The sequence below is a fragment of the Kitasatospora sp. NPDC057936 genome, from assembly GCF_042887525.1.
Classification (GTDB): domain Bacteria; phylum Actinomycetota; class Actinomycetes; order Streptomycetales; family Streptomycetaceae; genus Kitasatospora.
Window position 1 is genome coordinate 37,077 of the sequence record NZ_JBHVPD010000051.1, and the last position, 25,253, is coordinate 62,329.

A 25,253-nucleotide genomic window follows, 5' to 3' on the forward strand; every position below is an offset into this window, starting at 1 on the left:
CCTCTTAAAAAACATTTCTTCTGGTGGCCTGTGTCTTTTTTTTATACCACCCCCCCCCCCCGGGGGGGGGGCCCCCCCGCCCCGGGGGGGGGGGGGGGGGGGGTGGGCCCCCCGCCCCACCCCCCCCCCCACGCCCGCGTGGTCGTAGGGTTCCGGTGTGTCGAGGACCAGTGTGAGCAACGAGACCGAGAGCATGCTCTGCCTCTGGGTGGAGCCGTGGGGCACCGATCACTGGATGCGTCCGGGCGAGGAGTTCACGGTGGTGACCGGGAAGGATCCCGAGGAGTCGCCGTTCAACACGGTCGTGCACGCCCAGGGCATCACGGTGTGGGTGAACTCGGCGAACGCCTCCGAAGTCGTCGACGGGAACGGCGACCCGGTGCCGTGCGGGCACCAGCGCCCGGCCGGTGCCTTCTGATCACCTGCCACTGGCGAGTGAACTACCTTGGTGGCGCGGCATAGTGATGATGTGCTCGGCCACGCCGCCGCGGCGCGGGAGGGCGGAGGGGGAAGCCGGCCGTGCCGACTTCCCACTCGGGTGCGTTACGCCGTGCCGAGGTGGCGGCTCAGGAAGAGGGCCGGGTCCTCGAAGGCGGGGACGTCGCCGTGGCCGCCGGGGTTGGCGTGCAGGGTCTTCTCCTTGGAGGCGAAGGCGTCGAACAGGCCCAGGGCCAGCTCGCGCGGGACCTCGGCGTCGTCCCACTGGAGCAGGAACTCCACCGGGACGGTGACCCGCCGGGCCGCCGCCAGCAGTCCCTCGTGCGGGATGAACCCGCCGCCGAAGATCGCGGCCCGGATCCTCGGCTCGGCGGCCGCCAGCGGGATGCCGATCGCCGTGCCGAGGGTGATGCCGCCGCCGTAGCCGATCGGCGCGTCGGGGCCGATCTCGGGCAGCCGCTGGAGGGCGTCGAGCGTGGCCCGCCATTCCGGGACGGCGAGTTCGGCGAGGTGGGTGCCGTAGGCGGCGACGATCGGGCCCAGCGGCTCGCCGTCCTGGCGGGCCCGGATCATGTCGGCCCGGGCCCGGTCGTCGACGGCCGTGCGGGGACGCTCCCCGTGACCGGGCGCGTCGATGGCCACGACCGTGTACCCGCAGGCCCGCACGAGGTGCCGGGCGCGGTCGGCCTGGGCCAGGGTCTTCTTGTGCAGTCCGCCGCCGTGGCCCATCAGGACCAGCGGCGCCTGCCGGCAGCCGGCTTCGGGCGACCACAGGACGCCGGGGACCTCACCGAGGAGGAAGTCGCGCTCGCGGACACCGGCGGAGGCGGTGTCGGACGTGAAGTGGAGAGAGGACATAGGAATCACCTTCCGGGACATGCGTCGTTCTCGGCGCTCCCGGCGAATACCTATGCCGTGACGGGAAGAGGGAGCACCCGCGTGGTCACTGCGTTCACGGGTTCCACCTCCTGACGTGCGGTCACGGTTACGGGAGGGGATGCTAGCAGTCCCCCACGGGGCTGCGCGCACCCCCTTTTCCGTCAGCCCAGGACGGCCAGCACGTCCCGCTCGCTCCAGTGCCCGGCCGCGCCCGGGCGGGTGGCGAGGTAGGCGGCGCAGCGGCGGGCGCTCCAGGCGTGGGACTGTGCGAGTCCGGCGGCCAGGGTGCGCAGGTAGGGCGCGGTGGGCGGGTTGAGGCGGGCGGCGGCCAGGCCCCCGGGGGCGGTGAAGGTGAGCAGGGGCAGGCCGTCGAGCGTGCCCGCGCGCAGCAGGGTCTCGTAGCGGCCGGGGCCGGTGCGGTCGCGGCCGTGGGTGAGGACGCGGGTGAGGTCGAGGTCGGTTCCGGGGGAGCGGTGCATCTCCTGGGCGGCGACGTCGCCGAACTGGCCGTCCGTCAGGAGGTAGGCGCGGAAGGGTGTTTCGCCGCCCGCGTCGGGGTCGGGGAAGTCGGGGTCGGGGAAGCCGGGGTCGGGGAAGTCGGGGTCGTAGAAGCAGACGCCGCCGCCCCAGGTGGGGGAGTGCCAGGCGAAGTACATCGTCCCGGGCAGGGTCACCGCGGCGTCGCGCCGCGGCGGGCGCGGGTCGCGGCATCCGGGGTAGTGGCGTGCGCCGCCCTCGGGGCGTCCGCCGGCGAGGTAGCAGGCCATGCGGGCGGCGTCCAGGTTCGACCCGTACGCCGCGTACCAGACCAGGCTCACGGACGACGACGCTAGCAAGGGCGGCCGGGAGAAGCGGGGAGGCGGGGAGGCGGGGAAGTCCGGGGGAGTGCGAGGGGCGGGGGAGGTCCGGGGACGCCCGGTGGGGAGTTCGGGGGGATGTCCGGGAGAAAGTCCGGGGCCGGTCCACGGCGTCCCCGGCACCTCCTACGTCGAATGCGTGTGCGTCCCGTCGCCGGCCCCCGCGCTTCCCTCACCAGCCCCTCACCCGGGCCCCGGGGGCCGCCCCGGTGCGTTCCCGAAGAGTCCGCCCAGGTCAACGCCGCCGTCACGGTGTGTCGTCCGGGTGAACGGTTCGCACACCCCCGCGGAGGCGGTGTCCCCGCCGCAGCCGGTAGCGTTCCGGTCGCATGGCGTTCATCACTCCCATCCCTCCCGTCACGGCGCCGTCCTCCCGCAGCCGCTACCCTTCACCAGCGAAAACACCCCATAAAGACCGAAATCACATTCGAATCGTTCCCCTGCCGTCCCGTGCGGCACAGATCGTGAGAATTTCCTTTGACCACGCTCCATCTGCATCCGCAGGACTCCCCACCGAGTCATGGTGAAAGAACGTGCTTCCACGGGCGTCACCCCGAGTGACGCCCGTGCGCGTTCGCACCCGCCCACCCCGCGGGTGACGCCGCACCCGAGCCAACAGACCTGACCCAGGAACCGGAGCCGAGGAAACCACCCCCCATGGACGCACGCCAGGACACGGCCGGCCCAGGCACGCTGCACCGCCCCCACCCCGGGTACGCGGCCGCCTGGCCGGTGGCCCAGCCCGCCCACCCGCGCAGCCTGCTCGACATCATCGCCGCCACCGCGGACGCCCACCCCCACGCGCCCGCCCTGGACACCGGCACCCGGGTGCTCGACTACCGCACCCTCCTGCAGGAGGTCGACGCCCTCGCCGGCACCCTGGCCGGCCACGGCATCGGATGCGGCGACCGCGTCGGCGTGCGCATCCCCTCCGGCACCGCCGACCTGTACGTCGCCGTCCTCGCCGTCCTGCGCTGCGGCGCCGCCTACGTGCCGGTGGACGCCGACGACCCCGACGAGCGCGCCGCCATGATCTGGCACGACGCCCAGGTGTGCGCCGTCATCGGCGCCGGCCACCAGCTGAGCGCCGGCCCCCAGGCCCGCCCGTCGGGCCGCCCCGCCTGGCCCTCGCCCGCCGACGACGCCTGGATCATCTTCACCTCCGGCACCACCGGCCGCCCCAAGGGCGTCGCCGTCACCCACCGCAGCGCCGCCGCCTTCGTCGACGCCGAGGCCCGCCTGTTCCTCCAGCAGCGGCCGCTGGGCCCCGGCGACCGCGTCCTGGCCGGCCTGTCGGTGGCCTTCGACGCCTCCTGCGAGGAGATGTGGATCGCCTGGCGCCACGGCGCCTGCCTGGTGCCCGCCCCGCGCTCCCTCGTCAAGGCCGGCACCGACCTCGGCCCCTGGCTCGTCGAGCGCCGCATCACCGCCGTCTCCACCGTCCCCACCCTGCTCGCCCTGTGGCCCCAGGAGTGCCTGGACGCGGTGCGCCTGATCATCGTCGGCGGCGAGGCCTGCCCCGCCGAACTCGTCGAGCGCCTGGCCACCCCCGGACGCGAGTTCTGGAACACCTACGGCCCCACCGAGACCACCGTCGTCGCCACCGCCGCCCGCATGCTGCCCGGCCAGCCCGTGCGCATCGGCGCCCCCCTGGACGGCTGGGAGATCGCCGTCGTCGACCAGAACGGCCACCCCGTGCCCTGGTACGAGACCGGCGAACTGCTCATCACCGGCGTCGGCACCGCCCGCTACCTCGACCCCGCCAAGGACGCCGAGAAGTTCAGCCCCCACCCCGTCTTCGCCTCCCCGCGCGTCTACCGCAGCGGCGACCTCGTGCGCAACGACCCCGAAGGCCTCGTCTTCGTCGGCCGCGCCGACGACCAGGTCAAGCTCGGCGGCCGGCGCATCGAACTCGGCGAGATCGACGCCGCCCTCCAGGCCCTGCCCGACGTGCGCGCCGCGGCCGCCGCCGTCCGCAAGACCCCCGCCGGCGCCGACCTGCTGGTCGGCTACCTCGTCGCCCGCCCCGGCACCCACCCCGACCTCGCCGCCGCCCGCCAGCTGCTGCTGGAGCGCCTGCCCGCCCCGCTCGTGCCGGTCCTCGCCCTCGTCGAGTCCCTGCCCACCAAGACCTCCGGCAAGGTCGACCGCAACGCCCTGCCCTGGCCGCTGGCCACCACCGGCCGCCAGGACGCCGCGGCCGCCGGCCCCCTGGAGGGCACCGCCGGCTGGCTCGCCGGCTACTGGGAGGCCCTGCTCGGCATGGCCCCCGGCGCCGGCGACGACTTCTTCGCCCTCGGCGGCTCCAGCCTCACCGCCGCCCGCCTCGTCTCCGAACTGCGCACCCGCTACCCCGGCGTGTCCGTCGCCGACCTCTACGCCCACCCCGGCCTGAGCGCGATGGCCGCCCACCTCGACTCCCTCGCACCGCCGCACACCGGCGCCCGCACCCCCGAGGCCCCCGCGCCCCGCCGGCGCGACGTGCGCCGCACCCCCGCCAGCGCCGGCCTGTGGCAGACCATCGCCCTGTTCGGCCTCTTCACCCTCGCCGGCCTGCGCTGGGTCCTGGTCCTCACCGCCCTTGACAACCTCACCGGCGCCCACCTGCCCTGGGCCCCCCACTCCTCCTGGTGGCCCGTCCTCGCCGGCCTCCTCCTCTTCTACAGCGCCCCCGGCCGCACCCTGCTCGCCGCCGCGAGCGCCCGCGTCATCACCGCCGGCATCCGCCCCGGCAGCCACCCCCGCGGCGGCCACGTCCACCTGCGCCTGTGGCTCGCCGAACGCACCGTCGCCCTCTTCGGCGTCGGCGCCCTGCCCGGCACCCCCTGGGCCGCCCGCTACGCGCGCGCCCTGGGCTGCCGCGTCGGCAAGGACGTCCACCTGCACACCCTGCCCCCCGTCACCGGCCTCGCCCGCATCGGCACCGGCGCCGTCCTCGAATCCGAGGCCGACATCGCCGGCTGGTGGCTGGACGGCGACATCCTCCACCTCGGCCACGTCGAGATCGGCGAAGGCGCCCGCGTCGCCACCCGCTCCACCCTCATGCCCGGCGCCCGCGTCGGCGCCGGCGCCGACATCGCCCCCGGCTCCTGCGTCACCGGCACCGTCCCCGCCCGCGAACACTGGCACGGCTCCCCGGCCCGCCCCGCCCCCGAGGCACCCGCCGGCTGGCCCGCCCACCCCGCCCCGCGCGCACGCTCGCGCGCCTGGAACCTCGCCTACGGCACCGGCCTGACCCTCTTCGGCCTCCTGCCGCTGATCGCCGCCGCCCCGGCCCTCGCGATCATCTACCCGATGATCGACGCCGACCGCACCCTGGGCCAGGCCATCCTCCAGCTCCTTCCCCTCACCATCCCCCTGACCGTCCTCACCCTCTTCTGCCACGCCACGCTCATAGTCCTGGCCGTGCGCCTGTTCTCCCGCCCCCTGCGCCCCGGCCACCACCCCGCCCACGGCAAGGTCGCCTTCTGCGCCTGGGCCGTCCACCGCCTCACCGACACCGCCCGCCGCACCCTCTTCCCCCTCTACGCCAGCCTCTTCACCCCGCTGTGGCTGCGCCTGCTCGGGGCGAAGATCGGCCGGCGCGTCGAGGCCTCCACGGTCCTGTCCCTGCCCGGCCTCATGCGCGTGGACGACGGCGCCTTCCTCGCCGACGACACCCTCGTCGCCCCCTACGAGGTCCGCGCCGGCTGGCTGCACCTGGGCCCCGCCCAGGTCGGCAAGCGCTCCTTCGTCGGCAACTCCGGCATCGTCGGCCCCGGGCGCCACCTGCCCGACAACTCCCTCGTCGGCGTCCTGTCCGACACCCCCGCCCACGCCCCCGAGGGCTCCTCCTGGCTCGGGCGCCCCGCCTTCGCGCTGCCCCGCGTCGCCGACACCGGCGGCGAGGCCCGCACCTACGACCCGCCCAGGCGCCTGATGTGGGCGCGCGCCGGCGTCGAGCTGTGCCGCCTGCTGCCGATCGTCCTGGCCGTCGTCCTCGGCGACTTCGTCCTCGCCGCCTTCCAGGAGATCCGCGACGACTACGGCGTGCCCACCGCCATCGCCACCGGCGGACTGGTCCTCGCCCTGGCCGCCGTCATCGCCTGCGCGCTGACCACCGCCGCCAAGTGGCTGCTCGTGGGCCGCTTCCGCACCGACGAGCACCCCCTGTGGTCCTCCTTCGTGTGGCGCAACGAGCTCTACGACACCTTCGTCGAGGAACTCGCCATGCCCTTCGGCGGCTCCAGCATCACCGGCACCCCCTACCTCAACCTGTGGCTGCGCAGCCTGGGCGCGCGCATCGGGCGCGGCGTGTGGTGCGAGACCCACTGGCTGCCCGAGAGCGACCTCGTCACCGTCGAGGCCGGCGCCAGCGTCAACCGCGGCACCGTCCTGCAGACCCACCTCTTCCACGACCGCGTCATGCGCCTGGGCACCGTCCACCTCGGCGCGGGCTCCACCACCGGGCCGCACTCCATCGTGCTGCTCAACTCCGCCCTGGGCGAGGGCAGCACCGTCGGCCCGGCCTCCCTGGTCATGCGCGGCGAGAACGTCCCCGGCTCCACCCGCTGGCTCGGCAACCCCGTCGCCGCCTGGAACGCCGACCCCACCCCGCCCGCCGGCCGCCGCGCCGGCCGGGGAAGGCGGCGCGCCACGGTGTGACGCGAGTCACGCGCGTGAAGCGATGAGTGCGCGGTGCGATCACGGTCTCAACCCGTGAAACGCACCGCGCACGCTATTTGTGTGCCACCCCGGAAGGACACCGCACCATGACCGCCACCCCCGTGAAGGGCCCCGCCGCCTACTTCCCGTCGATCGAGAAGAAGTACGGCCGCCCCGTCGCCGAGTGGAAGGACCTCATCCGCACCTCCCCGCTCACCAGGCACATGGAGCTCGTCGCCTGGCTCAAGACCGAGCACGGCCTGGGCCACGGCCACGCCAACGCCCTCGTCGCCCACACCCTCGCGCAGGCTGCCGGAGCCTGAGCGGGTTCGGCCCGCGGGGCACCGCATTTCGGCAGCCGGACCTTTCGTGGGACTGCATTACGGGGGGCCCATCTCGTCGAGCAGGCCGAGGAATGAGCGTTCTGCGGGGGTGAGCGCGTGATCGATGCGATGGGCTGCCGTGATCAGCCGCCGGGCCGGTGCCGGGTCGATGTCCAGGACACTCAGGGAGCCGGTGGACAGTTCGCTTCGCACCGCCGTCCGGGCCATCAGGGAGACGCCGTAGCCGGTCTCCAGGATTCGCTTGATGACCTCTCCGGAACCCACGTGTGAGGTCCGTACGTTCTCCAGCCCCCATCTCGCCAGGGATTCCTCCTGGGCCCGGCGGTCACTGGAGCCGGTCTCGCGCAGCAGGAACACCTCGTTCCCGAGCTGGGAGGGGACGATCCGCGACCCGGTCAACCGGTGTCCGCGCTTGGTCACCAGGACGAGATCCTCGTTGGCGAACGCCTTCTGGGTCAGCCTCGGTTCGTGAAGGCGCCCGGCCAGGACTCCCACGGCGCAGGAGCCGGATAACAGGCGTTGAGCGATGGCCTCCTGGTTCCCGACCTGCAGGTCGACCTCGACGTCCGGAAACCGCCAATGGAACGTTCGGAGCAGCCGCGGGATCAGCGTGGCACCCACCATGCTCGTGGCACCGATGGACAGCACCTCTGCGCCGGATCGGTCGGCCGCCGCCGCCGCACGCTTGGCCTCCCGGGTCAGCCGGACGAGGCCGCGGGCATAGCGGGCGAACACTTCGCCCGCCGCAGTGGCCTGGGGGAGCCCGCCCGCCCTTCGGCGGATGAGCTGTACGTCGAGGTCCTTCTCCAGCAGGCGGAGGTGTTTCGACACGGTTGGCTGGCTCACCATGAGTCGCCGGGCGGCAGTCGTGAAGCTTCTGGCGTCCAGGATCTCCAGGAACACCTCAAGGCGGCGGATGTTGATGATCCCTCCCAGTGAACTGGAATGCGTTAGTGGCCCCTCAGGCAGATTTCGGCATGGGCATGATCTTGACATTCATCGTAGGAGGCGCCAAGGAGCCAGGAGGTGCCTTGTGTGTGCTCTGGGCCCTGTGCCCGGTGGCGGCCCCTGGTCATCCCCGGCTGACACACGTTTCGGGTGAAGAGCAGGTCCCTTTTCATCGGTTTCCGGTAAGGCCGTGAGAAAGGGGCCAGGAGCCGTGGGAAGTTGGCGAGGCTCGCCGTGAACGCATCGGAGAGTCCGTCTTCGTGAGAACTCTCGTGGGCGGCAGGGAACTTACGGCTGACCGAAGTGGGAGTGTGCTGTGTGGGTTCGGACAAGTGCCCTCCTGGAGGTCGCGGCACCGTTCGCCGTGAGTTTCCTGTCCCTGGTCGGCGGGTTGCGTCATCTCGATCGTCTCGCTCGCTTCATCGATCCCCTGATGGACGTTCCGCGGGGTACACGGGCCGGCGGCAGCCGGGACGACGAGGCCGCATCGTCCACCGCCCCTGCGGAAGGCCCGTGTCCCCCTTGCAGATCCAGGAGTAAGCAGTGGAAGCACTCATAGCCCGGACCCGCCGGTATTCACGGGACATGGCGGGGCGTCGGCAGGAACTGGCGAGACTCTCCTTCGGCCAGCGTCCGCAGGCCCTGTTCATCTCGTGCTCGGACTCCCGTGTGCAGCCTTCGTCGATGACCGGTGCAGAGCCGGGCCAGGTCCTCGAACTGCGGATGGCGGGGAACGTCATCCCAGCCTACCGGCCCGATGCGGTGTGTGGCGTGGGAGCGACACTGGAGTATGCACTGGAGGAGCTGAACACGCCCGACATCATCGTCTGCGGGCACTCGCACTGCGACGCCCTGCGAGGCCTCGTCCACCGGCGGACCACGACACCCCTGATGGAGGGGTGGCTGACACGGACGGCGGAGACGGCGTCCGTCCCGATGCTGACGGTGATGCCGGGACCGTCCGTGCTCTCGGCGCGCGCTCAGCAGCACGTGCTGGTGCAGCTGGCGCACCTGCGGACGTATCCCGTGGTCGCGCGACACCTCGTCAGCGGGCGGGTGGGTCTGCACGCGTGGTTCTACCGTGTCGAATCGGGCGAGGTGCTGTCCTGGCGCCCCGGGCCCGGTGCATTCCGCCCGCTCTGAGGCGCTGCGGCGGCGTGACGGGCTGCGGCTCTACATGGTGGCGAGCCGCTGTTCGACGGCTGCGGCGGCCTGAGCCTGGCCGGCTTCAAGCAGGACCGCGGCCAGGTCCGAGCCGAGCGGCTTGCTCTGGGGCCAGCTCGCGTCCAGCCGGAACCAGCTGGCCTGGGCATTCTGAAGGGCTTCCTGCCGAGGGCCGGACCCTTGGGGCAGCCAGACAGCGCGTTGCCGGGCGGCTTTGATCCACAGTTGGGTGGCTCTGGTGGTGTCGCCGCTTGCGGCTGCGATCACCGCCTGCGTTTCGAGTACCTCCACCATCCAGGAGCCCTGCCGGCCGTGGTCGCGGACGACCTGCTGTTCCCACTGGGCCGCCATCTGCGCCGCGGCCCCGTAGTTTCCGGCATGCACGGCGTGGTTGATGGCCGAACGCAGAGCCGGCTCAGTGGGACGCACATTCGTCTCCAGGCCGGGTGCTGCCGGCCGGACGAGGCCTGTCGGCATCCGGGGAGCGGGTGGAGCGGGCGGAGGTGCGCCCCGGTCGGCGGACTGTACCGGATAGGCGTTTCCACCGAGGACCACGGTGCCCGAGCCGAGTTTGGCCGTCTCGATGGCCATGGCGTGGAGCTGGGCCAGGTGGCTTCCTCCGGGTGCTGCCATGAGCCTGGCCAATGCCGTCGAGTAAACGGGAGTGGTTTCTCGGGCGTAGCGTCCTCGTGGCGGGTGGACGACTCCCCACTGCGCGGTGTGCGGCGGTAGTTGGAGATCGGTCGGTCGCAGCGGGAAGCACGACGCGTCTGCCAGGAGGTCGACGATCACAGTGGTGGTGTTGGGCCGACGTTGGGTCAGTTCCAGGCTGATCCAATGCCACGGCAGTTCGGTGTAGCGCCTCGTGCCGCCGGTCGTCTTCGTCAGGACGATGTGGAGCTGCCCGTGAAGGCGGTCTCGGGTCACCTGGCCGCACAGGTAGATCAGCAGGGGGCCGTTGGCGATGGCCGCTGCATGGATTCGCGCGAGCACCGACTGGGACTCTCCCGGGTTGATGACCTGGGTGATGTCGACCGGTCCCGTCCAGCCGGAGAGCATCGTCTCAGATGTCACGGCTGCCATGGCCGCCGCCCCGTGTTCGGAGTCGAACCCGGAGTGACGCTGCCGGGCGCCCGTCGCAAGGAGGAGGACGTGTCCGCGGCCGCTTGTGTGATGCGCCGTCATGGTTAGCCGCCTTGAGTCTCGGACTTCGGTTCAGTCCACTTTCGTGGAGGGTCGGCCGGCCCGCTTCGAAGGAAGACGCTGGGGGCAGGGAGCAGCCTATGGCCCCTCAGCGGCTTGTCTCGGTGTCTTCGTGGTGCCTCCTCCCGTACGGGTTGAGGAAAGGCCGCCGTGGACCTGGGGCCGATCTTCGTCAGAGACGGGCGCATCATCACATCCGTCGTGCCTATGCCAAGGCGGTATCTCCAACGTATCTGACTGGACATCAGGACAGGTTGTGCCAAGGCGGCCCGACGAGACGCGGGTGCGGTGAGGGGGCCCCAAAGGGGCGCAGCGATGACTTAAAGGGTGGGAATCGTGACCTGTCGGGCCTCGGGCGGGCCGAGCTAATCTCCCTCCCGCGAGGGGGTGCCTCGTTGGTGCCTGCGCGAAGCCGCTGTCATGGCGTCGCCAAAAATCCCTCTAGCATCGGCGGTCGATGCGCGTGCCAGGAGCGCGCTGTCGCATCTCCAGCAACAGAAGGCGGTGAGGTCTGCACCATGGCGCGGCACCCATTGGCGTTCCTGCGCACTTCTCTCGGATATACCCAGACTTCCTATGCGCGGCTGATAAGCGAGGTCCACGCACACCTGGGATTCGGGGGCATCGCTGCACGCAGGGAAAAGGTCTCGCGCTGGGAGTCGGGTGCGGTTGCGCCGGATATCCAGACCCAGCTTGCGATCGCCCACATTCACCACGTGAGGCGTGAGGACGTGTACAGGTCGGGATGGCCGCACTGGCTTCATCTGGCCTCCGGAGATTTCGGCCCGGGCGTAGTCGCGACAGCCCCTGAGACCGGTGCGATGGCTCCGGGCCGGGTCTTCAGGGCGCACCTCCCGTCCAGGTCGTACGTCTCCCTGACCGGGCAGCCACTCGCCCGTTTCGCCCGTTCCCTGTCCTCCTTGAGCTCCACGGTCCCGCAGGCACGTGCGGGTGCGTCGGGTGCGGAATGCACGGCCGGCTTCCGGGAGTTGGTCGACTCACTGGGAGAGCTCATCCCTGAGGTCAGCCCATGGGTCCTGTTGCCGGCGGCAACGGGCTGCCTCGGGCACCTCACAGTGGCACTCTCCAGCACCTCTTTCAGCCCGGAGGTCCGGGGGGAAGTGCTCCTGCTGGCCGCACGGGCCGGCGACCTGTGCGGTCGGCTGGCGGCCGCCGGAGGGAAGTGGGCTGATGCCGAGAGGTTCTTCCTCGACGCCGCCCGCACCGCAGCGATGATCGGTCAACCGGTCCTGGCGGCCGTCTGTCTCTCGAACCTCTCCATGTGCCACATGCGAGCAGGTGACCCGGACGACGGCCTGTTGCTTCTCGACGTCTCACGCTCGATGGCCGGTCATGGTGATCCGGGCCTCACGGCACTGAACCGGTGCCGGGAAGCGGTCGGCCGTGGACGAGCCGGAGATGAGATCGGATCATTCCGACTCCTGGAAAGAGCATATGAGGAAGTGTCCGGCCAGTGCGGTGTTGTTCCGGGCGGAATACTGTCGTCCGGCCAGTCGGTGACCGAGGAATGGCTGGCTGTCAGCAGTGGGATTATCTGGGCTGATCTGAGGCGTCCGCGTCGGGCCCTGGATGGCTTTTCGCCCGCCCTTGGAGCGGACATTCCGGAAAGACCCTTCAGGATGCCCACCTGGATCATCCCCCTCGCCCTCCGCGTACACCTCGACCTGGGGAACGTTGACGAGGCCGTTCATCACGCCAGGCGCGCCGTGTTGCTCCTCGGCGGCATGCCGACCTCCCTGGGCACACACATCCGGGGCGTCTTCTCGGCATACCGCACGGTGCCGTCGGTTTCGGCTCTTCTGGCCGAGCTCCGGTCGGCTGCCGGTTCCTGACCCTCTTCCGCGCCGGACCGGCCCCGGGTGCGCGCCATCGCCCGCGGGCGATGGCGCGTGCGTCGGACATGAGAGATGTGAGTGCACGATGACCGAGCATCCGCTGGCCCTTCTGCGGGAGGCACGGGGGCTGAGCCACCCGGCCTATGCCCAACTCGTGGCCAGGACCCACGCGGAGCTGGGGTACGGGAACATGGCGGCCAGACGGGAGAAGGTCTCGCGCTGGGAATCGGGGCGGATTGTGCCGCACCGTACCACTCAGCTCGCGATCGCGAAGATCCATGGCGTGTCCGGCAACGACGTGCTGCGCCTCGGGTGGCCGGCCTGGCTGCACGTGGCGGCTCGGGAAGTCGTGCTGGCCGTACAGCCCTGGACCTTCGACGGAACGATCGCGGTGCTGGCGAGCCTCGGCTGCCCAGGCGCCCACGTGGACAGCGAGGCGCCGGTGCTTGTCGGGCGGACCCTGGCGGGACTGGTGAACCGCGCCCTCGCTGCCGTGTCCGATCCGACGGAGCCGTCCCATGCGGGCGGCTATCTCGGTCCCGGGGTGGTCGCACGGGTGGAATCGAGAGTGGCCGTGCTGGAGTCGATGCGAAGCCAGGTGCAGCCGGAGGCCCTGAGCCGCTCGGTGGACGGCGAGTTCGGGTTCCTCGCTTCCCTCCTGGCCGGTGCGGGCTACGGTCCGGCGACCGGCGCCCGGTTCCTGGCGCTGATCTCGCGGATCTGCGACCTTGCCGCGGCTCTCCACCAGGACCTCGCCGACTTCGCCAAGGTCGAGGAGTACTGCCATGTGGGGGTGCGTCTCGCCGTCGCCGCAGGAGCCGTCTCGCGTGCCGCCGGATGCTTCGGACGGCTCGCCCTAGTGCACGAGCGTCTGGGAGACGCGGCGGACGCGTCGATGCTGGCGGACGCCGTCCTGGCATTGGAGGGGTGGCCGGGAGAGCACCCCTCTCATCGGGCGGCCGGGCGAGTTCAGGACTAGCAGTTTCCGCACAGCCCGGCACGACTTTTTTGTTCAGTTCTCACGACTGCTAGGAGGAATTCGGTGGCGTCATAGGCTCGATCCATCGGGTCCGGCAATCAGTTTCCAGGTTCCGGGTAAAGGATAGGGGGTTGCCGCAGTGGATATGGGAAATCGGGTTCGATTCGGAAATGTTGCGAGGCTCGCCGCTGTGACGGTGATGCTGGCCGGCGGCGGACTGTCCGTCGTCTCGTGCTCGACCGCCGGTGAACCGGAGAGCCGTACGGAGTCCGCCGCAGAAATTCGGAATCTCAGCACGATTAGCTGCCCCGATGTCGGGGACAGCTTTCAAGGAAGCACCAGCACCGACCCTGCCACGCAGGAAAGCCTCGGGCTGCTCGACCAACAGGTGGCCGATGCCTACCAGACCCTGGTCGGTACGGACGGCAGCCCGAAGCACACCGAGGACGTACTCGCAGACCTGGCCACGAGGCGGCGGCAGACCATTGCCGAAATCGCTGACAGTCGGCACACGGCGGCTGACCAGCGTTCCGCCCTTCTCACGATGGCCACGTGCTCGGTCAAGAGCGAAGCCGCCGGACCCGCCGCCGACGGGGCAGTCACCGCCCTCAGCGGCCAGAACGGCAAAGGTGCCAAGGCCCGGGCGAACGGGCTGAGCAGCAGGGACTTCGTTGACATCACCAAGGCCCAGCCCAACGCCGCGCCGCCCACAGGCGGAAAGGGCGCGTCTACCGGGACGTTCAGTTCCAGGTGCGGCACCAATGAGAACCAGCAGCACCTCAATGCCGACAATGTCATCGTGACGCCCGGCGTCCAGGCCGCCGCCCACCACGAACACGACTACGTGGGCAACACCAGCACCGACTTCCGCTCCAGCCTCACCACCCTGCAAGCAGCCCGCACCACCTGCACGAACGGGGACCTGTCCACCTACTACGCACCCGTGGTGCGGCTCCTCGGCAGCCCGCCCGGCCAGGACGCCAATCGGCCTGGAGGCGGTCCGGACCAGAATCAAGGCAGCATCCTCACCCCGGCCGGCTTCGACATCACGTTCCGGGGAAATCCCGCAGGTCCGGTCCAGGCAATGGACTTCGGTACACGGATCATCACCGGTGACGCGAAGGCCTTCACCAACGGCCCCGGGAACGCCCACGCCTCGTGGAGCTGCTCGGGTTTCGAGAACATCCAGTTCAAGGACAAGTACCCGCTCTGCCCCGCAAATTCCAAGATGGTGCGCACCTTCGCCTTCCCGGACTGCTCGAACGGGCAGCAGGACAGCGCGAACCACCGCTCACACACGGCCTTCGCGAACGACCGCGGGCAGTGTCCAAAAGGGTTTCACCCGGTACCGCAGCTGGTGATGACGGTGTCCTATGTCATTCCGCCTGGACAGTTCTACGCCGTCGACAGTTTCCCGGAACAGGTCCACAAGCCGGTCACCGACCACGCGGACTTCATCAACGTCATGAACCGTCCCCTGATGGACAAGGCTGTCGCCTGCATAAATTCGGGAATGAAATGCTGAGCCGGGAGACCTTGGCACAGGTGAAGAGGAGCGTGACCGCAATGAAGTCCTTACCGGCGGCGTACCGCTCACCGCATGACTCCAAGGTGAAGCCGTGCACGACGGCCTCCCTCCGGCTCTTCTTCCCCCGCCAGGAGAGCAACAACGCCCTGCAGCCCACACGCCAGGAACGCCGAGCACTCGCCTTGTGCGCCCAATGCCATCCCGGAGTGCGGGAGGCGTGCCTGGAACGGCAGATCGCGTTTGGGATCACCGGACAGAGCGGGATCTCCGGGGGCACGACAGCGGTGCAGCGCCAGGCGCTCATCCGCCTGAGGGCAGAGGGCCGGGCCGACCTGCTGGTCCGGGTGATCGACGAACAGCTCAAGTTCGTGTCCGGGAACGAGGACACACAACGATGAAGCGATACGCAAGGACGGTCAGGACCCCGGGACGGCAAGGCCGCACGGAAGGGCCTGCACGGGGCCGGGCGGCACTTCTCGGGCTGACGGCGATGGTCATGATCGCCGCCACGGCATGCGAGCCCGACACTGCCCTGACCACGGCCGGCCAGTCGGATCCGCGGAAGGCCGAGAGCTGGACGATGGCCGACTGGCAGCGATGGGCCCGGCAGCAGAACCTGGGACAGCCCATGCAGACGGGATCGTGGAGCATGGACGACATGCGCTCGGCCCGAGCGGCGGCCCCGTCCATGACGGCTGGCACCGCCGCTGCAGCCACCGACCCCTTCCCGGACCCGATAGAGCCCAAATCGGCCCAGCCAGGCGACCGTTCGCTCGCGGTCTTCGGGAAGATCTTCATGCGGAGCTCGGCAGCAGCACTGGTTTGCTCGGGCACGGTCATCACCGACCCGGTGCATCCAGGCAAGAGCAACCTCGTGTGGACCGCGTCGCACTGCCTCCATGAAGGCAAGGGCGGCAAGCCGATGACCGACGTCGCCTTCGTCCCGGCCTTCGACGGCGCGGCCCCGTCGGAACAGCAGGGCCGTCCGTTCGGCGCCTGGAACGGCATCAGCTACATCGTCTCACCCCAGTGGACCGCCGAGGGCGGTGAACAGGGCGGGCCGGTAAGCCAGTTCGACTTCGGCGTGCTGCGTGTCACGCCTCCCTCCGGAGCGCGATCACTGGAGGAGACCGTCGGGGGGTCGATCCCCGTGCGCTTCGATGTCGCACGGGAACGATTGGCCTCGATGGCGGTCTTCGGCTACCCGGCCGCTCCGCCGTTCGACGGGCGCAGACTCGACCTCTGCAATTCGCCCGTCGGGCCGGCCCGGCTGTCCTTCGATCCCGCCCGCCCCACGATGCTCACTATCGGCTGCACCATGACCGGGGGATCAAGTGGTGGCGGATGGATCGTCAGGACGCCGAGTGGGAGCAGGTTCCTGGTCAGTAACACGTCCATCGGCCCCAGCCCCGCACAGTGGCTCGCCGGACCCGCACTGGGGGACGAGGCCAAGCAGGTCTTCGACTTCTTCGACCGGCAGGTGCAGCCGAGCTAACGGCAGGCCCGCCGACACCGGCCCGGCATCGCCGCCGGCCGGCTCCGTGTGGACTGGAAGGGATGATCACGAATGGCCATCAGCGGGCGGAAGGGGCGGACCCCATCCGGAGCGCGATTCATGGGAATGGGGCTGATCAGCACCATCCAGGTATCGAAGGGAGTGGTAACCGCCGGCATCGTCATGGGCCTGGCCGCGACGATCGCGTCCCTGGCGATACCCGTCAAACTGTTCGGGGAAGCCAGGCGCGCGTCCGCTCTCACCAGCGCGAGCACCCCGCTCACCGCCGCGACCCCCGCAGGGTTCACCGACGACGGCGAAGGAGTCCGGAGCACACCGTACGGGCCGCTCACGGCGATCGACCGCGACTTCGTCCGCCGGGTGAAACTCGCAGGTCTCTGGGAAGGCCCCGCTGGGCAGCAGGCCCAGCAGACCAGCAGGACCGCCCAGGTCAAGGTGGCCGGCGAGCACATGGTCGACGGCCACAACAGCCTGAACGTCGCGGACGCACTTGCGGCCCAACTCCTGAAGGTGGACCGGATGCCCACCGAACCCACCAGCGAACAGAAGGACTGGCTGGCGCAGATCCGGTCTGCTCCGGCGGACCGGTTCGACCCGCTCTTCGTGAACCTGACCCGGGAAGCGCACGGCAAGGTGTTCCAGGTTCTGGCCTACACCCGTGCCCACACGCAGAACAGCCAGGTGCGCCAGCTCGCCGAGGTCGCGGACAAGACCGTCCGCGATCACATGGACATGCTCGAGAAGACCCAACTCTGGAAGCCTGCCGAGGAAGCCAAATGAGGAACATCGCACAGAAGCGGACGGCAGACGCCATCCCCTTCCTCAAGTACGTGCTCGCGGGAACCGTAGCCGTCACCCTCCTGGCGACGTCCGGGTGTGGACCCGCCACGACCGCCAGCGTGAAGGCGGCCGCCAACACGGGCGCGATCCCGCACACTGACGAGAACGCGACCGGGCCGACACCCGACTCCCCCACGCCGAGCCCCGGGGGCGCCGGGCCCAACGGACTGGCGGTGAAGTCCAACGACGAGGTGGGGAACTTCCTGACCGACGCGCTGGGCAACTCCGTCTACGTCTTCGACAAGGACACCGCCAACCCGCCGAAGTCGAACTGCAACGGCGACTGCGCGCAGACCTGGCGTCCGGTCCCGCAGGTGGACACCACCAAGCAGTGGCCCGGGGTGACAGGACCGGTCGGGTCCGTAACGCGCGACGACAACACCCAGCAAGTGACCATCGCCGGCCATCCCCTGTACACGTACGTCATGGACACCGCCCCCGGCGACACCAAGGGCAACGGGGCGAGCAACGGGCTCTGGGCCTTGGCCGCCCCCGACGGGACCAAGGCTGCCAAGCGCCAGGCCGGGGCCAACGGCCAGGGGCAGGGCGGTCAGGGTGGCAAGGGCCAGGGCACAGCCGGCAACGGCCAGGGGCAGGGGCAGGGGCAGGGGCAGGGCGGTCAGGGCGGCAAGGGCCAGGGTACAGCCGGCAACGGCCAGGGGCAGGGCGGTCAGGGCGGCAAGGGCCAGGGTGGCAACGGCCAGGGCACAGCCGGCAACGGCCAAGGTGGCAAGGAACCGGGCCCCCAGGGAGGTGCCGACACCAACCTGACGGTCGTCGTGGTGCCGGCCATCGGCGACGTGCTCTCCCTGAACAGGCGGGTGATCTACCTGAACGGGGACGGAATCCTCCTGGGCGACCGCCGCAGGTGCCGCGATGCGTGCCTCAGCCAGTGGCGACCGGTGAGGAGGGCGGACCTGAGGGACTTCGATCGCTCGCTCGGCCTTCAGATCGGCGAGGTCGTCACCGAAACGGGTCTCGTGCAGCTCACCATCAACGGTGAGCGCGCCTTCTGGTTCGGGGGGGACACGGAGATCCTCGACGTGCGGGGCAGGGGCGACCACGATTGCTGGTGGCCGTTCTCCTCGGCCGGGCTGTCGACCCGTGTCGTGGTCCGCGGAAACTGACCCGGCGCCATGGCCAACGCGTTCCAGGCCCGATGGTTCCTCCTCTACTGCCTCGGGCTGTCGGTCATATCCGTGACTGCACTCTGCTGGCCGACCCCCACCCCCTTCGACAGCGGTCGACCGTCGCCGGCCGCCCTGGTGCTGCGGACATCCGCCCAGCTGAACTGTTCGCCCGACACGGCCGTGGACACCCCCGAAATGGCCGAGTCCGACTGCAGCGCTGCTGATGTCCACTACCGCCTGCTGACGTTCGCCGACGACAGTGCCAAGTGCCAGTGGCTCGGCCTGGCCAAGGACTACGGCGGGACATACGTCACCGGGGAACGGTGGGTGGTGGTTCCGTGGCCGGACGCCATGGCCGGACAGGTGCACAGGATGCTCGGCGGGAGCGTCGAGACCGGCGACTCCCACCTGAGCCACCCCGAACACTGATTGACCCTCAGGCGCGGCCCCGCCTCCGGCAGGGCCCGACGGAAGGAAGGAACAACGAGCATGCCTCCTCGACGACGCTACGGAACGAGGGCCCAGCGCGGCCGTACCGCCACCCCCGCAGCCGTAGCGAGCAACCCCGCGGACACGGGGACCCCAGCCCCCTTCCGCCGCAGGTTGTTACGCGGCGTGCTCGGCGCTCTGGCCGCCGCCGCATTCGCCGCGCTCTACCTGGGGGCGATCCAACTATCGTCCGGAGTACAGCAGTTCCTCGACTTCGGCGCAGGAGTTTTCGCCCTGGTGTGCCTGAGCGGGGCGGTGCTGTGGGGGCTGGCGTCGACCGACCGCTTCTTCCTGTACTCGGACCACCGGCTGATCACCCAGAGCGTGCACCGGGTCCTGGCAGTGGCAGGACTGGCTTTCCTGGCACTGCACATATGGATCAAGGTATCCGAAAACCACGTGGCCGGGCTCGCAGCGGTCCTGCCCTTCACCGACGGAGCCCAACCGGTACTCGTGGGCCTCGGCACCCTCGCCGGATACGTCTTCGCCGGAGTGGCGATCACCGGCGCGATCCGCAGCCGCTTCGCCTCCCAAAGCGGTGCCCGCCTGTGGCGGCTACTGCACATGACGTCGTACCTGGCCTGGGGGGCGGCCCTGATCCACGGCCTCAAATCCGGAAGGGCGGGCAAGGACTGGGTGACGATCTCGTACGTGGTCTGCCTGGCGGCCGTCGCCATCGTCCTGCTCCTGAAACTCCGTTCGTCCAGCCGGCTGCCGGGCCAGGCGGCCGACGGCCCGGCGCCGGTGCCGCCACCCACCCGCCCCGCCCCGCCCCGGTCTTCGGCGGCGCCCCCTGAAAGGGGCGAAGCCCCGTCACCGCTGGAACAGCCCATCGCACCCACCTTCGTCTACAAGCGGCGGATACCGTGAACGACGTGCAGCCCAGCGTGACCTCATTCGGGCCGCCAATGCTCCTGGCCGGCACCGAGAACGGGCGCCTCAACCAGGCACGGCACCTGGCCGTACACGGCCCACTGCCGCTGCTGCGCTCCGACGAGGTCGTCTCGCTGACCCGGCAGATCGACCTTCGGGGGCGGGGCGGGGCAGGATTCCCCTTCGCCCGCAAGATCCAGGCCGTGCTCGATTCGGCCCGCAGATCCGACGGGAACCCCGCAGTCGTCGTCAACGGGACCGAGGGCGAACCCAGCTGCCTCAAGGACACCGCGCTGCTCCTCAACAGCCCGCACCTGGTTCTCGACGGCGCCGAGGTGGCCGCCACCGCGGTGGGCGCCGACCGGGTGGTCGTCGGCGTGACCCGCCAGGACATCGAGGCCTCTGTCCAACAAGCCCTGCAGGAACGGGCGTTCTCGCGTGTGGCCATGCGAGTGGTCAGACTGCCCGAGCGGTTCGTCACGGGCGAGGGATCGGCGCTGACGAACGGCCTCAACGGCGGACCAGCCCTCCCTTCCGGGCGTAAGGTCCGTACCAGCGAGCGTGGGCTGGACGGACTGCCGACACTGCTGTCCAACACCGAGACGTTCGCCCAACTCGGCGTCGCCGCCAGGCTCGGCGTGGAGCGCTACTGCGAGACCGGCCTGCCGGACGAACCGGGCACGGTGCTGCTCACGCTCGCCGGCCAGGCCGTCGTGGAAGCCCCCGCAGGATCTCCCCTGAAGTACATCCTGCAGATGTGCGGCCTGTCCGTCGGTCAGGGGCTCCTCGTGGGCGGCTACCACGGCATGTGGCTCAGCGCGAGCGCGAGCGCGGACGCCCTGGCCTCGCGGGCCTCGCTCAGGGCGCTGGGAGCCACGCTCGGCGCCGGCGCCGTCCTGCCGCTGCCCGAGGACACCTGCCCCATCGGGGAGACCGCACGGGTCGCCCGCTGGATGGCCGACGAGTCGGCCCGGCAGTGCGGGCCCTGCGCCTGGGGACTGGACCGCCTTGCCGACGGGCTGGAGGCCCTCACCGGCACCGGGGGGCAAAGCGCGTACGACACCGTTTTCACGCACGTCCGAGGAGTCCTCGGCCGGGGGGCGTGCACCCATCCCGACGGGACCTCGCGCTTCGTTTCCTCGGCGCTGGAAGCCTTCCCGGACGACGTCAGTCTGCACGTGTACTCCGGAGGCTGCGGCCGGGCGGTGGCGGGTGTCCTGCCCATCACCAAGGACGCCGAGAAGGAGACGGACCAGCGACTCGTGATCGACTGGACGCTGTGCCGGGCCCACGGCCTGTGCGCAGACGTGCTCCCGGACCTCATCCAACTCGGCCCTGACGGTTATCCGAAGGCGGCCACAATGCCCCTGAAGGACTCCCAGCGTGCGGATGCGATCCGGGCCGTGCGACGCTGTCCGGCGCTCGCCCTGAGGATCGTCGCCTGATCCACACGGTGGCACAGCGAACCCATCCGGAACCGCAGGGCTGGGAAAGGGGCAGATCCAGCTCATGGAAGACACCGATGCGCAGCGCCGCAGGCCGCCGCAGGCCGCCTCCCGCTCGCTCATTCGTACGACCGCGTCGTTCCTCCGGGACATCGTGGAGATCGCCGACCGGTATGAACGAGGCGCCTACGGCACCGCCACCCGCTCCGGGGAGCGCTGGGCGGGCGTCGAGCAGGCACTCCAGGCCCTTCTCGGCGAGATGGCCGAATCCGTTGGACCGGCGCACCCCGACGCGAGCGGAAAGCCGCAACCTCGGCCCGGGACGGATGCCGGCAACAAGGGAGCCACGGTCGTCCAGATGGCCCAGGCACGCCGGCACCTGGCCGACGGCCTCACCGGCAGAGCCATCGTCCCGAGCAGGACGCTCAACGAACTGGCCGGAAGCGTCGGCTGGGCCGCTCTTCCCACCCGGGTCCAACTGATCGTGGTCGCCGTCGACGGCACGCTGCCGGGCCCGCCGACACCCAACAGCATCATGACGCTCCTCGCACCGGGGGAACTGTGTGTCCTCATACCCGATCCGGGCCAGAGGATCTCCGCCGATCTCCAACGCTGGCTGAACGGCCGTACGGCGGCCGTGGGACCGTCGGTCAAGCTGGCAGAGGCGGGTGAATCGCTCCGGTGGGCCCGCCGTCTCCTGGCCTTCCAGCACACGAAGCGCGGCCCCGGGCCGCGTGTGGCCTACGTCGAGGAACACCTGTCGACGATCCTGCTGCTCCAGGACGAGGCACTGGCGAACCACCTCGTGGAGCAGAAGCTCGGCGTCATGGACACACTGACGAACCGGCAGAAGGACCAGCTGAGCGAAACCTTGATGGTGTGGCTGATCGGCGGGGGAGCGACCATCGCCGCCAAGGTCCTCGGTGTCCACCCGCAGACGATCAGGTACCGGGTCCGCAAGCTGGAGCGCATGTTCGGACCCGCCCTGGAGGACCCGAGAAGCCGGTTCGAACTGGAGCTGGCCCTGCGCCTCCGCCAGCTGGCACGGGTCTCCCGCAGGCACAACTACCACGGCGAGGGCGGACCGGACGGACAGGCGGTCGCCGCCGCGGACGCTCCGCCCGGCTAGCTCGTCCGTAGCCAGGTGGCACGGTGCCCGTATCGGTCTGCGCTCGGACGCCGGATCACCTGACTGCGCAGTGCCCCAAGGAGAAGGGGAGATGTACCACGACAACGGAGGCCGTTACGGGGAGGCCGAGGCGGACCACCGGATCTTGCGGAGAATGCCACTGCTGCTGCGGGCCGGCCCCCCGACCGGGGACACCGCGGAAACGGACCAGAGCGGACCGGTGCTCTCCGACGCCCTGTACTGGCTGCACCAGGTCCAGCGGTTGGGCGTGGCCGTCGCACAGACCCACACAGCCCTGAACGGCCTCCCCCCGCACCCCCTCGCATCCGCCCTCCCGCCATGGCGTGGAGTCCTTGAGGCCCTCGGGGCGGGTACCGCGTACACCGCCGGGCTGCTCCAACAGGCCGTGGACAAGACGAGTTCCCTTCTGCGCACGGACGGCCGACGGGCACCGTGGGACGACGCAGTCAGCGGGGCAGCCTGGGTCCGGGCCACGTGCAGCATGCGCGCCGAATCGGCGATCTGCGCCGAACTCGTCCAAATGTGCGGCCCAGGCCTGATCGCCGACCGGGCGGCGAAACTGGGTGCGCAGGCCCAGAACGTATTCCAGGCCATGGCTGGTGCCGACGTGTTCGGCGCATGGCGGGCCGCCATGGACCCGCTCTACCTGGCATGGCTGGACGGCGACCTTCGCTCCTTCAACGCGCCCCCGCCACTCTTCGCACATCGAGCGGCCCTCTACACGGCCTATCCGGCCCTGGCGACAGACAGCGCGGACGATGAGCCCTTGTCCAACGTCGACGTCCTCCCCATCGGCAGCCTGGAGCGGTACGTCAGCGACGCGGCCGGCTCGTGGTGGGCGATCATCATCGCGGTTCCGGGCAACCCGGAGGACCCGAGGAACTGGCCGAATCCCTCAGCCGCGGTGCTGGCCAGCAGCGCCCACGGAGACGCCTCGCCGGGACGGTGCTACCTGCTGGCCGACATGGTGACGCCACATCAGGTACTGCCCCTCATCACCTCCGGCCGCTCCCTGGAGGACATCGCGGGATTCCTGGCAGCCGCGGTCCCGCCTGTTCCGGCCGGCCGCCTGGGGGCCTGACCGTAGTCCAGAGGTGTCCGGACGTGCCTGCACCGTGCCTTGTGGCACGCACTCCCCGCAGGAAGCCCGCAACTGGTCTAGGAATGAGGACACACCCGGCCGACGTACCACGGCCGCACGAAATCCCGCTGCGATCACGGCCCTCCGGCCGCTGCGGGCAGGTTGACCTCCTTCCAGCACACCCTCCCAGGGGAGCCCCAGTATGCCGGGAACGAACGGACACACCACGGGGTCGGACAGCCCCACCCATCTACCGCTGCGCCGCAGCGACGACATCCAAGGGGACATCCTCGCCGGCTTCCGCAAGGACCATCAGTGCCTTCTGATGATCGGTTTCGAGGACACGGGGATGGCCCGCCGGTGGCTGGAAGTGATCCTGCCCGAGATCGCCACGACGAGGGCCGTCGCCGAGTACAACTCCGCGTTCAGCGCGATGCGGCGGAAGCTGAAGGGCGCTGATCCTGCGGGCCTGTCCGCGCACTGGACAGGCCTGAGCGTCACCTATCCCGGACTGGTCCTGCTGGCGGGTGCGACTCCCTTCCCGACTGCGGTCAGTCGCCCGCCGTCCTTCCAGGCGTTCCGTGAAGGGCCCGCCGTACGAGCTTGGCAAGTCGGGGACATCGGAGCCGGCAGCCCTGCGCACTGGCAGTTCGGAGCGGCCCGCAATCCGGTTGTCCATGCCGTGCTGACCTTGGCCTCCGACGATCCCCGGAGACTGGCTGCCGCGGTCGCACGGCACGGATCGCTGATCGCCGCTCATGAGGCCACGGTGGTCTTCCGGCAGGACGGCGCAACGCTTCCTGGTGGACTGAGGGGTCACGACCACTTCGGCTTCGCCGACGGCGTGAGCCAGCCCGGTGTGCGCGGATTCGACGAGCCCGACCCGGCCGACCCCGAGACCGTCCTCGGCAAACCCGGCACCGGGATCCTGCCGGCGAGCAGGTTCGTCATCGGCGTCGACGAGCCCGCAGAGGCCCTCCCACGATGGAGCATCGGTGGTTCGTTCCAGGTCATCCGTCGGCTGGCCCAGGACGTCGCCGGGTGGCACGCCCAATTCGGGCCCCAACTGGCGGCCCTGAAGCACAGCGGCGCAGCGCCGGACTCCGCCGATGACGGGTGGCTCGCGGCCCGACTCGTGGGGCGGTGGCCTTCGGGTACGCCGATTGCCCGTTGCCCCGGGGCCGACGTGCCTCCGGCCTCCGGAGAGCTGCTCGGCAACGACCTCGGCCACGCCGACGGCCCGAACGGTGTGCGCACTCCGCGGTTCTCACACCTGCGGAAGACCAGCCCGCGCGACGACCAGTCGTTCCTCCCACAGAAGGATCCGGCCGCCTCATTCGCGGGGAGCGATCCCCGTCGTATCATCCGGCGAGGCATACCGTTCGGCCCTGTTTTCGACCCGCGGTCCGCAGATCCGTCACACGGGCCCGACACTCCGCGCGGCTTGCTCTTCATCTGCTACCAGTCCGATCTGGTCGAGCAGTTCGAGTTCCTCCAGCACCTGCGGATCAACAACACGCGGTTCCCCATGCGTACGGTCGGTGGGGACCGGGTCGCCGGCAACGTCAGCAGGGCCCGCTTCGGGAACCCGGCCGACCGCGCAGGGCGGAGCACCCTCCTGTCCGCCGACTCGTTCGTCCGCACCGAGGGCGCGCTCTACGCCTTCAGTCCCGCCATCCCGGTGCTGCGGGACCTTGCACAGGGGAACATGACCGACCTCCTGTAGGACGCTGGAACGGATGTAAAACCGGAAACCGGTGGTGGGGGGGGGGGGAGCCCCGGGCCCGCCCCCCCCCCCCCCCCCCCCCGCCGCCCCCCCCCCCCCCGCGCCCCCCCCCCCCCCCGGGACCCCCCCGCCGGCCCCCCCCCGGAGAAAACAACCAGAAAGT

At 70.4% G+C, this 25,253-nt stretch carries 21 protein-coding genes; 17 read left to right on the plus strand and 4 right to left on the minus strand.

What is annotated here, in order from left to right:
• The first annotated feature begins 157 nt into the window (after nt 1-157).
• A complete protein-coding gene (locus ACFVU9_RS25285) occupies nt 158-418 on the plus strand; it encodes a hypothetical protein (protein ID WP_387596967.1) in 261 nt (86 codons plus the stop codon).
• Nucleotides 419-543: 125 nt separating this feature from the next.
• On the opposite strand, the gene ACFVU9_RS25290 is transcribed toward ACFVU9_RS25285, so the two are convergent.
• Complete coding sequence (locus ACFVU9_RS25290; protein WP_387596970.1) at nt 544-1,296, minus strand: dienelactone hydrolase family protein; 753 nt, start codon at nt 1,294-1,296, stop codon at nt 544-546.
• A 182-nt stretch (nt 1,297-1,478) separates the two neighbouring features.
• Complete coding sequence (locus ACFVU9_RS25295) at nt 1,479-2,135, minus strand: histone deacetylase (RefSeq protein ID WP_387596973.1); 657 nt, start codon at nt 2,133-2,135, stop codon at nt 1,479-1,481.
• 696 nt (nt 2,136-2,831) lie between these two features.
• Here ACFVU9_RS25295 and ACFVU9_RS25300 point away from each other — a divergent pair.
• Complete coding sequence (locus ACFVU9_RS25300) at nt 2,832-6,818, plus strand: Pls/PosA family non-ribosomal peptide synthetase (RefSeq protein ID WP_387596976.1); 3,987 nt, start codon at nt 2,832-2,834, stop codon at nt 6,816-6,818.
• Nucleotides 6,819-6,925: 107 nt separating this feature from the next.
• Nucleotides 6,926-7,141, plus strand: a complete 216-nt coding sequence (locus ACFVU9_RS25305; RefSeq protein WP_387596979.1) for a DUF4287 domain-containing protein — start codon at nt 6,926-6,928, stop codon at nt 7,139-7,141.
• A 57-nt stretch (nt 7,142-7,198) separates the two neighbouring features.
• On the opposite strand, the gene ACFVU9_RS25310 is transcribed toward ACFVU9_RS25305, so the two are convergent.
• On the minus strand, nt 7,199-8,158 hold the full coding sequence (locus ACFVU9_RS25310; protein WP_387596982.1) for a LysR substrate-binding domain-containing protein: 960 nt from the start codon (nt 8,156-8,158) through the stop codon (nt 7,199-7,201).
• 537 nt (nt 8,159-8,695) lie between these two features.
• Between ACFVU9_RS25310 and ACFVU9_RS25315 the strand changes: the two genes are divergently transcribed.
• Nucleotides 8,696-9,253 carry a carbonic anhydrase gene (locus tag ACFVU9_RS25315; RefSeq protein WP_387596985.1) on the plus strand — a complete coding sequence of 186 codons (558 nt, stop codon included), beginning with the start codon at nt 8,696-8,698 and terminating at the stop codon, nt 9,251-9,253.
• A gap of 30 nt (nt 9,254-9,283) precedes the next feature.
• Here the strand turns inward: ACFVU9_RS25315 and ACFVU9_RS25320 are convergent, their stop codons facing one another.
• A complete protein-coding gene (locus ACFVU9_RS25320; RefSeq protein WP_387596988.1) occupies nt 9,284-10,357 on the minus strand; it encodes a hypothetical protein in 1,074 nt (357 codons plus the stop codon).
• A gap of 1,109 nt (nt 10,358-11,466) precedes the next feature.
• Between ACFVU9_RS25320 and ACFVU9_RS25325 the strand changes: the two genes are divergently transcribed.
• From ACFVU9_RS25325 to ACFVU9_RS25385, 13 genes are all read left to right on the plus strand, one after another.
• Nucleotides 11,467-12,330, plus strand: a complete 864-nt coding sequence (locus ACFVU9_RS25325) for a hypothetical protein (RefSeq protein ID WP_387596990.1) — start codon at nt 11,467-11,469, stop codon at nt 12,328-12,330.
• 88 nt (nt 12,331-12,418) lie between these two features.
• Nucleotides 12,419-13,312, plus strand: coding sequence for a helix-turn-helix domain-containing protein (locus ACFVU9_RS25330; RefSeq protein ID WP_387596993.1), 894 nt, complete (start codon nt 12,419-12,421; stop codon nt 13,310-13,312).
• Between the two features lie 199 nt (nt 13,313-13,511).
• The gene (locus ACFVU9_RS25335; RefSeq protein ID WP_387597039.1) at nt 13,512-14,837 is read left to right on the plus strand and encodes a DUF1996 domain-containing protein; all 1,326 of its coding nucleotides are present in this window, start codon (nt 13,512-13,514) and stop codon (nt 14,835-14,837) included.
• A gap of 41 nt (nt 14,838-14,878) precedes the next feature.
• Nucleotides 14,879-15,238: a WhiB family transcriptional regulator gene (locus tag ACFVU9_RS25340; protein WP_387597042.1), complete on the plus strand. Its 360-nt coding sequence runs from the start codon at nt 14,879-14,881 to the stop codon at nt 15,236-15,238.
• Between the two features lie 98 nt (nt 15,239-15,336).
• Nucleotides 15,337-16,335, plus strand: a complete 999-nt coding sequence (locus tag ACFVU9_RS25345) for a trypsin-like serine peptidase (protein ID WP_387596996.1) — start codon at nt 15,337-15,339, stop codon at nt 16,333-16,335.
• A 120-nt stretch (nt 16,336-16,455) separates the two neighbouring features.
• Nucleotides 16,456-17,136, plus strand: a complete 681-nt coding sequence (locus ACFVU9_RS25350; protein WP_387596999.1) for a DUF4142 domain-containing protein — start codon at nt 16,456-16,458, stop codon at nt 17,134-17,136.
• Complete coding sequence (locus ACFVU9_RS25355) at nt 17,133-18,323, plus strand: hypothetical protein (protein WP_387597002.1); 1,191 nt, start codon at nt 17,133-17,135, stop codon at nt 18,321-18,323. The genes ACFVU9_RS25350 and ACFVU9_RS25355 overlap by 4 nt, the downstream gene beginning before the upstream one ends.
• 9 nt (nt 18,324-18,332) lie before the next feature.
• The gene (locus tag ACFVU9_RS25360; protein ID WP_387597005.1) at nt 18,333-18,755 is read left to right on the plus strand and encodes a hypothetical protein; all 423 of its coding nucleotides are present in this window, start codon (nt 18,333-18,335) and stop codon (nt 18,753-18,755) included.
• A gap of 186 nt (nt 18,756-18,941) precedes the next feature.
• A complete protein-coding gene (locus ACFVU9_RS25365; RefSeq protein ID WP_387597008.1) occupies nt 18,942-19,685 on the plus strand; it encodes a hypothetical protein in 744 nt (247 codons plus the stop codon).
• Between the two features lie 5 nt (nt 19,686-19,690).
• Nucleotides 19,691-21,133 (plus strand): NADH-ubiquinone oxidoreductase-F iron-sulfur binding region domain-containing protein, encoded by a 1,443-nt coding sequence (locus ACFVU9_RS25370; protein WP_387597010.1) that lies wholly within the window; start codon nt 19,691-19,693, stop codon nt 21,131-21,133.
• A gap of 64 nt (nt 21,134-21,197) precedes the next feature.
• The gene (locus tag ACFVU9_RS25375; protein WP_387597013.1) at nt 21,198-22,262 is read left to right on the plus strand and encodes a PucR family transcriptional regulator; all 1,065 of its coding nucleotides are present in this window, start codon (nt 21,198-21,200) and stop codon (nt 22,260-22,262) included.
• Between the two features lie 91 nt (nt 22,263-22,353).
• Nucleotides 22,354-23,364 carry a hypothetical protein gene (locus tag ACFVU9_RS25380; protein ID WP_387597016.1) on the plus strand — a complete coding sequence of 337 codons (1,011 nt, stop codon included), beginning with the start codon at nt 22,354-22,356 and terminating at the stop codon, nt 23,362-23,364.
• 202 nt (nt 23,365-23,566) lie between these two features.
• Entirely contained in the window at nt 23,567-25,090 is a 1,524-nt protein-coding gene (locus ACFVU9_RS25385) for a Dyp-type peroxidase (protein ID WP_387597019.1), read from the plus strand.
• The last annotated feature ends 163 nt before the right edge of the window (nt 25,091-25,253 follow it).

Bases quoted from the DNA above. Each gene is read 5' to 3' on its own strand.
- ACFVU9_RS25360 (WP_387597005.1), top strand. From the start codon at position 18,333: ATGGCCAACGCGTTCCAGGCCCGATGGTTCCTCCTCTACTGCCTCGGG.
- ACFVU9_RS25335 (WP_387597039.1), top strand. From the start codon at position 13,512: ATGCTGGCCGGCGGCGGACTGTCCGTCGTCTCGTGCTCGACCGCCGGT.
- ACFVU9_RS25320 (WP_387596988.1), bottom strand. From the start codon at position 10,357: ATGGCAGCCGTGACATCTGAGACGATGCTCTCCGGCTGGACGGGACCG.
- ACFVU9_RS25340 (WP_387597042.1), top strand. From the start codon at position 14,879: ATGAAGTCCTTACCGGCGGCGTACCGCTCACCGCATGACTCCAAGGTG.
- ACFVU9_RS25355 (WP_387597002.1), top strand. From the start codon at position 17,133: ATGAGGAACATCGCACAGAAGCGGACGGCAGACGCCATCCCCTTCCTC.
- ACFVU9_RS25350 (WP_387596999.1), top strand. From the start codon at position 16,456: ATGGGAATGGGGCTGATCAGCACCATCCAGGTATCGAAGGGAGTGGTA.
- ACFVU9_RS25310 (WP_387596982.1), bottom strand. From the start codon at position 8,158: ATGTCAAGATCATGCCCATGCCGAAATCTGCCTGAGGGGCCACTAACG.
- ACFVU9_RS25305 (WP_387596979.1), top strand. From the start codon at position 6,926: ATGACCGCCACCCCCGTGAAGGGCCCCGCCGCCTACTTCCCGTCGATC.
- ACFVU9_RS25375 (WP_387597013.1), top strand. From the start codon at position 21,198: ATGGAAGACACCGATGCGCAGCGCCGCAGGCCGCCGCAGGCCGCCTCC.
- ACFVU9_RS25300 (WP_387596976.1), top strand. From the start codon at position 2,832: ATGGACGCACGCCAGGACACGGCCGGCCCAGGCACGCTGCACCGCCCC.
- ACFVU9_RS25385 (WP_387597019.1), top strand. From the start codon at position 23,567: ATGCCGGGAACGAACGGACACACCACGGGGTCGGACAGCCCCACCCAT.
- ACFVU9_RS25315 (WP_387596985.1), top strand. From the start codon at position 8,696: ATGGCGGGGCGTCGGCAGGAACTGGCGAGACTCTCCTTCGGCCAGCGT.
- ACFVU9_RS25380 (WP_387597016.1), top strand. From the start codon at position 22,354: ATGTACCACGACAACGGAGGCCGTTACGGGGAGGCCGAGGCGGACCAC.
- ACFVU9_RS25330 (WP_387596993.1), top strand. From the start codon at position 12,419: ATGACCGAGCATCCGCTGGCCCTTCTGCGGGAGGCACGGGGGCTGAGC.
- ACFVU9_RS25345 (WP_387596996.1), top strand. From the start codon at position 15,337: ATGATCGCCGCCACGGCATGCGAGCCCGACACTGCCCTGACCACGGCC.
- ACFVU9_RS25290 (WP_387596970.1), bottom strand. From the start codon at position 1,296: ATGTCCTCTCTCCACTTCACGTCCGACACCGCCTCCGCCGGTGTCCGC.